Annotated in this window: 8 protein-coding genes; all 8 read left to right on the top strand. The window is 40.5% G+C overall.

The genetic code is table 11. The features are described 5' to 3' along the window. Positions 1 to 189: 189 nt before the first annotated feature. The 8 genes from GC102_RS09480 (at position 190) to GC102_RS09445 (ending at position 14,208) form a co-directional block, all read left to right on the top strand. The gene (locus GC102_RS09480) at positions 190 to 1,806 is read left to right on the top strand and encodes a type 2 periplasmic-binding domain-containing protein (protein ID WP_171689288.1); all 1,617 of its coding nucleotides are present in this window, start codon (positions 190 to 192) and stop codon (positions 1,804 to 1,806) included. Between the two features lie 107 nt (positions 1,807 to 1,913). Further along, the gene (locus GC102_RS09475) at positions 1,914 to 5,459 is read left to right on the top strand and encodes a heparinase II/III domain-containing protein (RefSeq protein WP_171689287.1); all 3,546 of its coding nucleotides are present in this window, start codon (positions 1,914 to 1,916) and stop codon (positions 5,457 to 5,459) included. A gap of 220 nt (positions 5,460 to 5,679) precedes the next feature. Continuing rightward, positions 5,680 to 6,636 carry an ABC transporter permease gene (locus tag GC102_RS09470; protein ID WP_171689306.1) on the top strand — a complete coding sequence of 319 codons (957 nt, stop codon included), beginning with the start codon at positions 5,680 to 5,682 and terminating at the stop codon, positions 6,634 to 6,636. Between the two features lie 18 nt (positions 6,637 to 6,654). Next, entirely contained in the window at positions 6,655 to 7,545 is an 891-nt protein-coding gene (locus GC102_RS09465; RefSeq protein ID WP_171646607.1) for a carbohydrate ABC transporter permease, read from the top strand. A 13-nt stretch (positions 7,546 to 7,558) separates the two neighbouring features. After that, on the top strand, positions 7,559 to 8,950 hold the full coding sequence (locus GC102_RS09460; protein ID WP_171689286.1) for a sulfatase family protein: 1,392 nt from the start codon (positions 7,559 to 7,561) through the stop codon (positions 8,948 to 8,950). A 133-nt stretch (positions 8,951 to 9,083) separates the two neighbouring features. Further along, positions 9,084 to 11,429 (top strand): polysaccharide lyase family 8 super-sandwich domain-containing protein, encoded by a 2,346-nt coding sequence (locus GC102_RS09455; RefSeq protein ID WP_171689285.1) that lies wholly within the window; start codon positions 9,084 to 9,086, stop codon positions 11,427 to 11,429. Between the two features lie 92 nt (positions 11,430 to 11,521). Continuing rightward, the gene (locus GC102_RS09450) at positions 11,522 to 13,780 is read left to right on the top strand and encodes a helix-turn-helix domain-containing protein (protein WP_171689284.1); all 2,259 of its coding nucleotides are present in this window, start codon (positions 11,522 to 11,524) and stop codon (positions 13,778 to 13,780) included. A gap of 101 nt (positions 13,781 to 13,881) precedes the next feature. Further along, positions 13,882 to 14,208, top strand: a complete 327-nt coding sequence (locus tag GC102_RS09445) for a PAS domain S-box protein (RefSeq protein ID WP_171689283.1) — start codon at positions 13,882 to 13,884, stop codon at positions 14,206 to 14,208. Positions 14,209 to 14,362: the final 154 nt, after the last annotated feature.

Below are 14,362 nucleotides of genomic sequence, written 5' to 3'. Positions count from 1 at the left end.
TCCGTGCCATACAAGGGAAGCATGCGCTATAATCCTTGTGGAACGTGGGTTTACAAGGTAAATTGGAATTCTGCACATGCAGAAAATAATGTATATATACGCCAAAATGGCGTTGTACTAGTATGAAAAATGTAATTGTTAAGCGTTTACATTCGATTGATTTTACATTTCACAAAGGAGTGGGTCTTAATGAAAAAGAAACTAACATCATTCATCGTCCTTAGCATGTTTGCTTCAGTTATGCTGACAGGCTGCAGTAGCGACAAGAACACAGGCAATGGAGCAGATTCTGGACAGAAGATGACGACAGCCGTTAAGTCAGTGGAATTTCCACTAAAGGAAAAAGTGAAGTACACGTTTGCACAAAACAGATCCGACGGTTTTAAACCCTTCCAAACATTGACGGCATGGAATGAGCAGTTTGAGAAAAAGTCAAACGTTCAGATTGATTGGTTGGATTGGGGCACAGGAGATGCCTTTAAGCAAAAAAGACAGCTGGCCTTTGCAAGCGGAGATCTGCCGGACGCCTTTTATGGTGGCTTTGCTATTGAAACAAGTGATTATGTGAACTACGGCACTCAGGGAGTTCTTATTCCACTGGAAAAGATGATCAATAAAGATCTTATGCCAAATTTAACAAAATTGATAGAAAGAAACCCGAATATATTAAAGCAAATGACAGCACCTGATGGACACGTATATGGATTGCCTTCGTATTCTGAAGGAACTACCAATACCAACGACACCATCCTTTATAACAAGCTTTGGTTGGATAAGCTAGGTTTGAATATTCCTACCACAACGGATGAGTTTTACGCATACCTGAAAGCTATCAAAGCGGCGAAAGATTTGAACGGCAATGGCAAAGACGATGAAATTCCTTTTACGTTCCGATATGGTACCAATGGACAGGTAGATAAAATAAATGGCATTTCTTCCTTGATCGGATTTTCCGGACTTGTTATGCCACAGTCGATGATTGATGTCAAAGACGGTAAACTCATTTTTGTACCTGGACAAAATGAATATAAAGAAGCCATTAAATTCTTAAATAAGTTGGCGACTGAAGGACTGATTGATAAAGAAGCTTTTACAATGGACGGTTCTGCATACACGGCAAAAATGACAAGTAAAGTACCTTCAGTAGGCGGCGGTATTTACTGGTCGACAGCAAATACAAATAGTGATAATTTTGTTTATGGCCCTCCTCTTAAAGGACCAGATGGCAAGCAACGCTGGGCGAAAAGGCTAACGCCAGTGAATTTCAATATTGCTTTTGCAATCACGAATAAGGCGGAAAATCCGGAAGTTTTGATGAAATGGGCAGATCTGAATTACGATACGGATACATCCATTCAGAATTCCAGTGGACCCTATGACAAGTACCTTAAAAAACTGGGCAACGGAATGTTCGAAGAGATACTGAAGGCAGACGGTAAACAATTTACAGGGATTGAAAAATCTGCAGATACACCTGTTAATTCCTCCTTGTATATTCAACTTATGGGCGATGTAACATTAAATAAAAAATCAGCCGCCACAATATCCAAGGAAGAAGCGGAAAAGATATATAGTCCATTTTTCCAAAAAGAAGCCTATGGGAGTCCTTTCATGGAACAAAAGGATGCGGAACGTAACGCAATTGTTGTAGCAGATCTCGGGCAATATGTAACCAAAATGACGGCAAAGTGGATCTATAGCGGCGGGATTGATGCTGATTGGAATGAATACGTGAATCAGTTGAAAAAACTCGGGATGGACGATTATATCAAAATTAATCAGAAAGCCTATGACAGTACGAAATAATCAACTATAAGCAACTAGACGGGGCAGAATTGTAGCTAGCAATAGTTAAATCTGTCCCGATTTACTGAAACTCAAAATAATTTGTTAATTAGCGAGGAGTGTTAGATTTGACTAAACAGTATGGAAGAATTGTAGCCTTGTTGCTTGTTTTGATGATGACGTTTCAAATATCAAGTATTGCAGCTTCCACTGGATCAGAAGGTCCACCCTATAAAATGGAAAAGACTGCATTCAGAGACTGGGCACCCAAACAGTTAACGGGTTCAATAGTAAGCAAACTAAGCAACGCTTTGGTCATTTATGCAGGCAATAACAATGCTTATGTGAATAATAACAGAGTCAAAATTGATGCAAACAATCCGGAAGTAAACGCAACGAAAATTGATGACATGCTCTATGTCCCGGTCAGTTTTGTTGTAAAAAGCCTCCAATTACAGGCTCCTGTACAGCTGGAAAATAACACTTTAAGATTCACTTTTGCAAACAAATCTGTAGATGTTGCCAGTAAGCCAGGAAGCTATGAGCCCCTTGTACCCATACAGACGATTGCAACAGCTCTAGACAAAAGTGTATATGAAAATGAAAGCGGTTTATTGGTTGTAAGTGATTCTCAACTGTCTTTTGAACCTGTTGAAATAAGCAACATGATCAATGCCATTGTTACATGGGACAGTACAGACATTAAACATCCTATACGAGTGCCAACTACTAGTTATCCGAATCAATTAATCTTAATGTTTCCGTTCTTTGGTGATATGCAAGGAGTAAAAAAAGAAGAATTAGACACTACGTTAACCAAGCCAACAGTTGACCCTGTTATGGCATTATCTGACAGTTCTTATTTGACGCGTATTCAAACTGAATCGCTAAGCAGAAAAACGTTAGACGCTCGTCCGAATTTTGAAAAAACGATCAGACAAATGAGCTTTCTCTATAGTACTACTAAGGATGAAACATATTCGAAAAGAGCGATTCAGGCGCTTTATAGGTTTGCTAAGGACTACTCGAATATTCCAAAAATTACTAAAGATGATTTGTTCCATGCCTTTCCAAATTATGTGCCTGTTCATGCTGTTTATGCATATGACTTGGTTTATAATTCAAGCCAGTGGGATCAGATCTCATCTCAAGTCGGAGAAGATGCCCGAAGCGTTGTAGAAACCTGGTTAAGATCCACTGTGATTGATATGTATAATCTGAATAATGGTTTTTATTATTCCAATCTTGTGCCTTATGCAATAAAGGCTGTATTCGGAGTGGCATCCGTATTAAATGATCCGGAATTAATAAGGTTAGTTCTGCCATGGGTAGATACTTACATGGGACCGGATCAATTCTTTGCCGACGGCTTTTGGCAAGAAGCGACTATTACCTATCACGGGCAAATGGTAAATACAGGTGATGCCGCTTTGCTTTTAGAGAGCTGTTTCAAAGATCCTCAGGGTTACATTGATAATCAATTTAGATTAAAGTTAGATCATACAAACCTGTCCAACCGTTGGCCAATGCTCCAAAAGGGCAAAGACCTCATGAATAAAATGAAATTTCCCAATGGACAAAAGATATTCCTGAACGATACGGATCATTTTGTACGTTCTCAAAAAGACCCTATTTTACCGGAGTATTTGTCTAATATTGAATTAAATGCATCGGGATACTATGCTCTTACACAAGGGGATACCGAGAATGCAACACAAGTATCTCTGACTTTTCCGCCTATTGCAGGAGGATTGCCTTATTCTACGGGGCATGCACATGGGGATCACCTGCAATTGACATTATGGGGATCGGGCAGTGAAGTATTTCCTGATCCGGGGTATCCGAGAGGGCGAACTTCCAACGGTTTTTATCATATGTCTTCCCAAGCTCACAATATTGGCTGGGTATGGTCCAAAAAAGCTGGTAGCAGTTATACGAGCAGAAGTCATGAAACGCGCAGAGCGTCACAGTTGGCTTATGATCCTGGAACAAAGAATGGAAAACAAGTGCAGCTTTTGGAAGCGTCCTCACCTGGTCCTATAGGTGATTTGGCTGAGATGAACAGGCGTATGATATTACTTATGAAAGTGGATGGTAATAAGTCCTATGTGCTTGATTTGCAAAGACTAAAGGGTGGCGACGCTCATGAATCCTATTTACGTGCTATTGAGGAAGAAGATACGAATCTAGAGACGTCACTCCAATTGCAGACTCATGATGGCACAGATATGGCGCAATATCTGAAGAGTACCGGCCACGAAGAAGGGCTTAGCGAATTCCGAAACCTAATGAAGAATCCGAAAACTGGGAGTGGAGAAGGTGCATTTAGTTTTTCATGGATTGGCAAAGACACGGGTGTTGCAGTAAAAAGCTTTATTAACGGCGTACCAGGCGCGGAAACGTATTTTACTCGAGTCCCGACACTCAGAAAGACGCTGAATAAAACAGAGTTGCAGAACAATTTCCCTGGATACCAACTTTACCGGAGAAATCTTGTATCGCCTGATACCGTTACCAAGTATGCTGGGGTATACGAGACATGGAAGAGCAAGACGGAAACGCCACAGGTTGAAAATGTCAGATGGATTTATCCGGAAGATCCTACTGGAATGACCATTGCTGCAGTTGTCACGACAAAAGATTATGAAGATATTGTGTATATTAGTAATGATTCGTTAAAGAGAAGCGTGGAAGGAATCACCTTCTCAGGCAAAGTATCCATTGTTAGGAAAGCTAGAGATAACGGTGAAATTCTTTGGATATATCATGGTGAAGAAGGGAATACGGAACTTAACGGCAGTGTATTGACCGGCAAAAAAGATCAAACCTTCAAGGTATTGTCAACGACTGATTCTATTGACGGCACATCTCCAAATACAATGACGCTGGATGGTATCGTTGAGAATGCTGAGCTCTTAAAGAATCAATGGGTACAGACTGAATTTAGTGACACTTCCGGTTGGGGATTGAAGGTTGTCGCTGTTGATACCAAAGATCATCATACCGTTTTAACGCTTGAGCAGCCTCCGGCTTTTGAAGTTGTAAACGGTGGCGGGAAATGGTTATATTGGCCTAACCGAATAATGGAAGATGGCAAATTCGTCATGGAAGAGCCGCCAGGCAGCGGGGTACCGTATGTCATACCAGGTGATGTAAAGGTTCATATTTCTTTACCGACATTTATCGTTGACCAAACACCGCCGGCTATTTCGGTGTCCAATCCGAAAGACGGCAGCGTATATGATGATTCTGAGGAATTGAGGCCGCAGTTTACATTGACCGATGACTTGTCCGGTGTCGACAACAGCAAGACAACGGTTACGCTGGATACGTATGCATTCCAAATGGGAACGACCATTCCGCTCTATTCGTTGCCGCTGGGTCAACACACACTTCTAATTACCTCCACTGACATATCTGGTAAACAGGGAATCAAGACCGTTCAATTCCAGACGGCTGCAACGGTCGATTCCTTAAAGAAATTGGTAGCTCTCTTCTTGAGTACCAACAATATCGACAATGTGGGAATTGCGAATAGCTTACAGGCAAAATTGACCAACAACGAATTAAAAAGTTTTGTGAATGAAGTGAAAGCGCAAAGTGGTAAGCACATTTCAAATGATACGGCAACCTTATTGCTGCGTGACGCCAATTATATATTGTCACATAATTAAAGAGCTGTGGAATTGGGGGAGGAAGGCGCACGCGCTATTCCTCCTCTTTCACGTCCTGAAACCCTTGCAGGACATGGTTTTGAACCTATGTTGAAATTCTGCATATGCAGAAAATAATGTTTATATACGTATGAAAGCGTTTGTACTATATTTAGAGGCATAATATTGAAGCGCTTTCAGAGAAAGATGAAGGAGATGGACCGCTGTGGAAATTGCAAAAATGGCTTCAAAGAATGATGTGAAAACAGAGGAATACCCGCAAGTCAACAAGAAAAGGCTTCTAAAAAAGGTATTCTCTCGCGATTATCATTTATACCTATTGTGCCTTCCTGCACTGATTTACATTATTATTTTTGACTATGTTCCTATGTATGGTATTCAACTGGCATTCAAGGATTTTGTGATTTCAAAGGGGATATGGGGCAGTCCTTGGGTAGGATTTAAGCATTTTGAAAGATTTTTGGGATCCTACCAGTTCATGACGGTGTTGAAAAATACGCTTGGCGTAAGTCTCTATGAATTGATTGTAGGTTTTCCAATTCCTATCATTCTGGCATTGCTTTTAAATCAGGTGAGAAACCTGCGTTTCAAAAAAATTGTGCAAACAGTAACGTATGCTCCCCATTTTATATCGGTTGTTGTTCTCTCAAGCATGCTGCTTATCTTTTTATCGCCCAGTATCGGTGTAGTCAATACGATTATCGCATCATTTGGCGGAGAAAAAATTAACTTTATGGCGCGTCCCGACTTGTGGAAAAGCATATTTGTATGGTCAGGCATTTGGCAGAATGCCGGTTGGGGAACCATTATTTATATCGCTGCATTGTCTTCAATCAGCCCTGAATTGTATGAGGCTGCAAAAGTTGACGGAGCCAGCAAGTTACAGATCATTCGGCATGTAGATATTCCAGGAATTTCACAAACGATGGTTATTTTATTTATCCTCAACGTGGGTTCTGTCATGAATGTTGGTTTCCAGAAAGCTTACTTGCTGCAAAACGCTCTGAATATTGATGCATCTGAAGTGATTTCAACTTATGTATATAAAATTGGTCTTGAAGGCAGCCAGTTCAGCTATTCAACGGCAATCGGACTTTTTAATACGATAATCAATATTATTTTGCTGATCAGCACAAACCGTATCGCTAAAAAGCTGAGTGGTTCCAGTCTCTGGTAAGAAAGGAGTTCGACGACGATGAAAACAATTAAAAGATCTAAAGAGGATCTCGTATTTGATATCATTAATTATAGTGTGCTGGGATTTTTCCTGCTTATCGTGTTATACCCTTTATATTTTGTTTTCATAGCTTCCATATCGAGTCCAAATGACGTAGTTAGCGGCAATGTGATTATGTTGCCCAAAGGCATTACCTTGGAAGGATACGAAAGAATATTCAAGGATACAAGAATTTGGACGGGATATGGCAATACCATTTTATATACGGTTGTTGGAACTACGCTCAATGTTATATTGACCATGATGATTGGCTTCCCTTTATCCCGCAAATATTTCTCGGGACGCAAAGTAATTATGATCGTACTGATGATCACGATGTATTTTAGCGGCGGTTTAATTCCGCATTATTTGTTGGTCAAGAGTCTTGGTCTTCGTGACACGGCGATGGCGATGGTTATCCTTGGCGCGGTTGGGGTGTTTAATATTATTATCACGCGCAGCTTTTTGGAATCCAATATTTCAGAAGAAATCGAACAGGCGGCAGCGATTGATGGATGTTCGCCGTTCAGGTTTTTTATTTCGATGGTGCTTCCTTTGTCTAAGTCTGTGATGGCAGTTTTGGCGCTTTACTATGGTGTGGGGCATTGGAATGATTATTTTAAAGCAATGATTTTCTTAAACAGCTCAGAGAAGTTTCCGCTTCAGTTAATCTTAAGATCTATCCTGATCCAGTCCCAAAACTTGACGACTATGACCGATGATATTACACAGGCTGAGGAAGCCCGAATTATTGCGGAACAGATCAAATATGGCGTCATTATTATCGCAAGCGTTCCGATGCTTTTCTTGTATCCTTTTCTTCAGAGGTACTTTATCAAAGGAGTTATGGTTGGTTCTATAAAAGGATAGGAGTGTTTTGAAAATGAAACATCCGAATTTAATTTATTTTTTTCCAGATCAATGGAGGCAGCAAGCACTTGGGTTTATGAATGCAGATCCGGTAATCACACCTAATCTAGACCAATTCAGCCAAGAAAGTTTAGTACTCGAAAATGCGCTGAGCAATTTCCCTTTATGTAGTCCGTACAGAGGCATGTTGTTAACCGGCAAATATCCATATTCAAATGGCGTAATCGCAAACTGCAACAGCAACAGAAACACGTATGGCGTGTACCTGAAAAAAGATGAAAGATGCATTTCGGACGTTTTATTCGAAAACGGCTACAATACGGGGTATATTGGCAAGTGGCATCTGGATCCGGTAGATCTATCGCAAGAAAAGTATACAGAGGGACGCAGGGAAGATGGCGTGATGTGGGATTCCTATACGTTGCCGAATAGAAGACATAACTTCACGTTTTGGCACGCATACGGCGCCTGCGACAATCATCTTGAACCGCACTATTGGGTGAATAATGCGAAGATTGAGGAGAAAATCAAGCCGGAAGAATGGTCAGTCAAGCACGAGACTGACGTAGCGATCAATTATATCCGGAATAAGGATGGGGAATATCGGGATGAAAGCAAGCCGTTTGCTTTGATGATGTCCCTAAATCCTCCGCATCCGCCATTTAAACAGGTTCCTCAAAAGTACGTCGATATGTACGAAGGAAAAAGCGTAGAGGATTTGCTGAACAGGGAAAACGTAACGGATAAAACCCCGGAAGAGTATTTACAGATAAGCGATAAATCCCAAAATGGTAAGGAAATTGCACGAAATAATGTGAAAAATTATTTTGCCGCCATTACGGGTGTGGATGAACACTTTAAGAGAATACTCGATGCCATCGATGAAATGGGAATAAAGGACGATACGATTGTGGTCTTCACTTCAGATCATGGAGAGATGATGGGAAGCCATAACGTTATGGGGAAACCGCATTGGTACGCTGAAAGCTTCAAAGTGCCTTTTTTGATCAGACACCCTGGGAAGATAAAACCAGGTAAGTCCGATTTCATATTAAATGTTCCTGATATTATGCCAACCTTGCTAACCATGATGGGACTTGAAGATCAAATACCGGATGACGTTGAGGGTGATAATAAGGCAGGCTATTTTTACGGTCTCCAAGATGGTGATACAGAGGGATTATTTATTAATGCATTCACAAATATGAGGGGACTCAAGACAAAGCAGTACACATTCTTAGTCAAAAAAGACTATGTCGAGAGAGAATCTTACATTTTGTACGACGATCTGAATGACCCCTACCAACGGAGAAATATTGCCGATGTTCATGACGAACTCGTCAAAGAGTTAAGAATAAAACTGGATGAAGTTCTCGCAACTACAAAAGATATCTGGAATAAATAGGATGAAGAATAAGAAAGGGGTAACTATGAATACTTATAACACCATATATGCTGATCTACTACCTGAAACCTTATGGAAGAGCTCTTTATCATGCAGTGAATGTCTACATAAACTTAACGAGAATTCGGCCGAGATGCTTGCAAACAAGCGGGAAGCTTTAGAAGTTTTGCGCAGGCAAATTGCTTGCAATCCAATTCGCGTTAAACTCTATAAGGATTATAATCAAGGTGATTATTATATCTCACAATTATCAGAAGATGGACGCTTTGCAGATTTAGGTGATTCTTTTAAGGACGTGTATGATGCCATCCTGCGGCTGACCTCGCTTTCTGAACCCTTCCATTGGTCACGAGAACAACCGATGCAGGATGAAAACTTGAAATCCAGAATTTTTAAGGGCATTGCTTTTTATTGCAAAATGGAAGCGGACAGAGAGGACAAGAAGGCTACTCGGTTTCATAACTCTGTTTTTGCTCTCCCTCTTGCTGCTGTGAATCTGTTTGTCTTCTTTCTTGACGATATGGAAGCTATAGAGAAAGGAACTAAGGATGATTCACTAACGAAGGAAGTACATAAGCAGCTGAGCCGATGTGCGCTTCAGGCATGGACATTGCCGCTTCGCGGCGATCATACTGACAGCCATCCGATCAGTCCTGAGCGGTTCCGAATGCATGTCTGGTGGGTAGGCGGTAATGCGCTGACCTATCGTCCTTCCTTCTATACGGCAGTGATGCTTCAATCTGTAGAAATGATAGATACGATGATACATGTCGTCAGTCATATTTTTACGCCGACTTCTCATACGAACAGCAACGAGTCCTATTGGGACGAAGGGATATGCGCCGACGGCTTCGGTTGGGGGCATGGTCCGCAAGCCTACAATAGCGGTTATCCGAAGGATGGTATACTGAGCGGATTGAATATCATCAAGGATCTGAAAGGAACACCCTGGGAGAAAGAGATCACTTACCGAAATATGGATTGGCTGATCAACTTTATTCGCGGAATCAGTTGGAGTCATTACAAGGGCTTTGACGCACCCATGCAGTCCAGGCATATTTTCACAAGGAAGATGAAAGATGACGTCAGCTATATTTATAATTTGGCACAATTACTGATAGAAAATTTTAGTTATTTGTTAACGGAAGAACAGTTGAAAGAAATGAACGATCTACTTGATCATAAAGATGTTCAAATGATGGACGGGTATCCTTCAGGTTATTACAAAGGAGTACGCTACTTCTGGAACAATGATGATTTGATCAAGAAAACGGATAAGCTGTATTTCTATTTGAACATGGCTTCAAATCGTTGCGACGGTGTAGAATTCGCTCATATTATGGCAGATAAGCTTAATCTATTTACAGCGGATGGTTCCTATGTCATAGCAGGAGACGGCACTGAATGGGCTGAAAGCAAAGGGGCCTGGGAACTTGCTTCTTTACCTGGCATAACAGCCCGCTATATAGAGACTGCAAAGCTTGTGCCCGGGACAAATTGGTCTGGTTATAACAGTATTCATCCTTACGCGGGAGGAGTTGCCCGCAATGACAACGGTGCAGCAGGATTTATTTTTGAGAAAGATGATCGGAAGAAGCTGGATGGAGCCGGTGTTATCCATCAAGATGGCAGCAAAGAAATCTTCGGAGTAAAGGCGCATAAAGGTTATTTTATTATAGGCGATACGATTGTCTGCTTGGGTGCGGGGATCTCGGATCATCGACCTGAAATGGGCAGCGAGATACGGACCACGATCAATCAGACGAAGTGGGCTACGGATATTTTGTATCATACGGCAGGGAGTCCTTCGATAGAGACTTACGGAATGGACAAAAATGGTGTAAAGGTAACACTTAAAGGGTGCGAGTCCAGGAGCAAGGATATTCCTTGGGTAAAGCAGGATGGCATTCTTTATGCGGTACTTCCTGAGCATACGTCCGGGGAAGTCGTCATGTTAGCAGAGGAAAGGAAAACGCATTGGGAACTGTTAAACTTTACAAATAATGAGGCAGACAATGAGCTGTGCCCGATATTCCAGATTTGGGTGAATCATGGGGCGGCGCCTGTTGATTGCAAGTATTCGTATCTCATGTATGCCGGCGATCAGGAGCCGCAATCGTATCTAGCTTCAAATCCTGTTCAAATCATTTCCAACACAACCAAACTTCAAGCTGTGGCCAATAATAGTATGATTCAAGCTGTGTTCTATGATAATGAAACAGTATGCAGTACAGAGACGTTGAAGATGAAGGTTTCCAAACCTACTGTAGTCATGTTGGAGCAAGAGGGAGACAAGCTGTTTATTACGGTAAGCGACCCTAATCAGGATGTGAATTTGGATGAACTAATTATTTACTTGACCATTCCGCTTGTTGGTGATGGGAATACCATTGACAATGAATGGCATGCAGTTCCAATCAAAATGCCTGGAATACCTGAAGTCGGTAAGCCGAATACGGTCGTTGTCAATTTAAAATAATGGGCTGAAAACCTTTTTGGAATAAAGACTTTCGTTTGCTTGGCAAGCCCAGTATAGTTATAATAGGACATCCTAGAGGGGCTGAAGCGAAGATGAAATCTTACATACAGGAAAAAGCTTTATTTTTTAAATATCTGATGTCTTATGTCGTTATTTTATTTATTTGTATTGTAGTTATGGTATTTTTTGTGAATTATCAGTTCATAGGTATACTTAAGAACGAGTTAATTGCCAATAATGCAAATACGTTAAATCGAGTCATGTATATCGTTGACGCCAATATTAAGCAATTGGATAGTATACAAACGCATATTCAAATGAACAGGAGCTTAAATCCCTATTACGCATTGAATGATCCGAATCTTGCTATCGATGCACAGCGTGAACTTGGCAAATATTTGGCTTCGAACAATTTTATTAAAGATATGATGGTCTATTTTCGTGGGGATTCGTTTATTTACTCCAGCTCAAGTTCGTATTCTTTACCGTTATTTATTAATCAAGCTTTTAAATACAGTTCCTGGAATGAAGAGGATTTTAAAAGAGATATCAATTCGCTCAAGGTTCCAAAAGTACGTTCTGCCGAGGATGTTATCAAGTATGATCGTGAAGCAGAAAAAATTGTAACATTCATTTATCCCATTTCCGGTTTCGGCATTGACGCTAACACAACGGTTCTTTATTTGGTGGATGAGAATTTCTTTACCAAAATTATTAAAGACAATTTTGGCGGATATCATTCAAGTATTATGATTCTGGATCAGAATAATCAAGTGATTACGACTTCCAATAATGCTCTTCGGTTATCTGCGGATAAACTTAATGAATACCTTGGCAGCAACGAGAATCATTTTTCCAAAATGGTTTCAGAGGACAACCAGAGGATGTTAATGTCTGTAATGAAGTCTGATAAGACAGGCTGGAAATATATTTCTTTTACTCCTATTAATGAGGTTCTAAAAAAAACGGATGGCATTCAGGTCGAGTTTATACTGGTTGTACTTCTGCTTTTAGTGCTCGGGAGTATTGTCATCTATTTCAATATGCGAACTAACTATAAACCGATCCATAATCTTAAAAATTATGCAAGCAGGATTCTGCAGCATACGAACAAAGCCGAAAATGAGATCGATGTTGTGAAAAATACGATCGATTATCTTTCCAATCAGAATAAAAGTTTAATATCCAGTACCCGAGTCGCTTCCAAGGACTTTATTCTGGATAGTCTTCTCAAGGGGCGGATTCATACGCCGGAGGATCTAAAGCAGCAGGGGGAGCCCTTTGCGATATCGTTCAGAAATCCGCTTTATTTGGTGATCATCGTTCTCTTGCATACGCCTCATTCCATAAAATCTCAGGATGTTCCGGAGTTGTTGAGTCAATTTGAAAGCACGGTCAACCTTTTTTTCAATGGGCATGTAAGGGAACATTTGGATCAAAAGAAAATGGTGTGTATTCTGTCTCTGGATGAGATTCAATCGGAAAGTCTTATGGCGGAGCTTGACGCTTTTCAAATGCATTTGAAAGAAGCTATAAGTATTCAAACAACAATTGGGGTTGGCAACGTATACGAGGATGTTAAAGTTATTCCGCAATCCTATGTGGAAGCCTCTGCCGCCCTTGATTACCGCCTGGTGAAAGGAAATGGCAGCATTATTTTCAATGATGAATTATCTCATCAGGAGGAATCCTTGGATTCCTATCCGCATAAAGAACTTGATATTTTGAAAAGCTTGATCAAACAGGGCAATGATCTGGAAATTGAATATGCGTTGAACAATATCATCAATTATATGAAAACCTGCAATACGCCTCTTTTTGTTGCAAGAGGGCTTTGCTTTGATATCTTGAACGTCATCTGGCGGACTTTTGCAGAAGTTAACAAGGAACTTCTGCTTCCCAAAGGTGAATATCCGAATGCCTCTATGCTGGCTGAATTTGAGACCATTGAAGAATTAACAAACCTTGTTAAAAACATATGTTCTCATATCTGTACGTTTATCCGCGAGAGTAAAGACGTAAAGGATCAAAGCCTTATCAATGATGCGGCCTCCTATATTCAAAGTAATTTTGCGAATTGTGACTTCTCAATTCAAAATATGGCTGACCATTTCGGCATGACACTTACGAACTTAAGCCAATACTTCAAAAATCAGACCGGACAAACGATTATTGAATATACAACGAATTTAAGGATGAATAAGGCGAAGGAACTGTTAATGACAAGCGATTTAAACCTTAATGAAATATCCATGCAGGTAGGCTATATGAATTCCTCCAGCTTCATACGCCGATTCAAACAGATAACCGGATTGACACCAGGACAGTTTGTGAAGGAAAAAAAGAAATAGATTTTATTGGAGAGTGTCATCATGCAGATTAAACCATATCAGATCGCGGCAAACGGAAGCTTTGGATGCCAAAAACTCGATTGGGGTAGGGGGCACAAATTATGATCAATGCCTTAATGGCTAATGAGAAAATTATTCCACGGCATGTAGCTCAGTTTATGCATGCACTTATGAATCTTTCTTCAGACGGCATGGTGATTGTGGATCTAGAAGGAAAAATCGTGGAGGTTAATGAAATATTTGGGAAGCTGCATGGATTTAGTAGAGAAGATCTTCTTGGAAAGATATTACCGTTAGAGCCTTTTGTAATTGAAGGAGATAAAGTAAGTCATTTTCATAAGGATGTTATCTTTTCACCTATATACGATGAACAAGGAAAAGTGATTGCCTTAATGGGGTTTGAAAAAAGTGGGAGATTAGAAAAATAATGAGTTTCCTTAGTACTCTATATGTAATTTAGTAAAAATCACTACTTTTGGCTCAGCCATGAGTAGTGATTTTTCGCTTTTTTACGTTGCTTCGTGTTCACAACCTCAAAAAATTCGACAATACAGGAGAAGATCTCGAGGATTTAATCTCGAT

The organism is Paenibacillus germinis (genome assembly GCF_013141785.1).
Lineage (GTDB): Bacteria > Bacillota > Bacilli > Paenibacillales > NBRC-103111 > Paenibacillus_E > Paenibacillus_E phytorum.
The sequence above is the reverse complement of the archived record's forward strand: the minus strand, read 5'-3'. Positions and strand labels throughout refer to the sequence as shown.

Bases quoted from the DNA above. Each gene is read 5' to 3' on its own strand.
- GC102_RS09480 (WP_171689288.1), top strand. From the start codon at position 190: ATGAAAAAGAAACTAACATCATTCATCGTCCTTAGCATGTTTGCTTCA.
- GC102_RS09455 (WP_171689285.1), top strand. From the start codon at position 9,084: ATGCTTGCAAACAAGCGGGAAGCTTTAGAAGTTTTGCGCAGGCAAATT.
- GC102_RS09470 (WP_171689306.1), top strand. From the start codon at position 5,680: ATGGCTTCAAAGAATGATGTGAAAACAGAGGAATACCCGCAAGTCAAC.
- GC102_RS09445 (WP_171689283.1), top strand. From the start codon at position 13,882: ATGATCAATGCCTTAATGGCTAATGAGAAAATTATTCCACGGCATGTA.
- GC102_RS09465 (WP_171646607.1), top strand. From the start codon at position 6,655: ATGAAAACAATTAAAAGATCTAAAGAGGATCTCGTATTTGATATCATT.
- GC102_RS09450 (WP_171689284.1), top strand. From the start codon at position 11,522: ATGAAATCTTACATACAGGAAAAAGCTTTATTTTTTAAATATCTGATG.
- GC102_RS09460 (WP_171689286.1), top strand. From the start codon at position 7,559: ATGAAACATCCGAATTTAATTTATTTTTTTCCAGATCAATGGAGGCAG.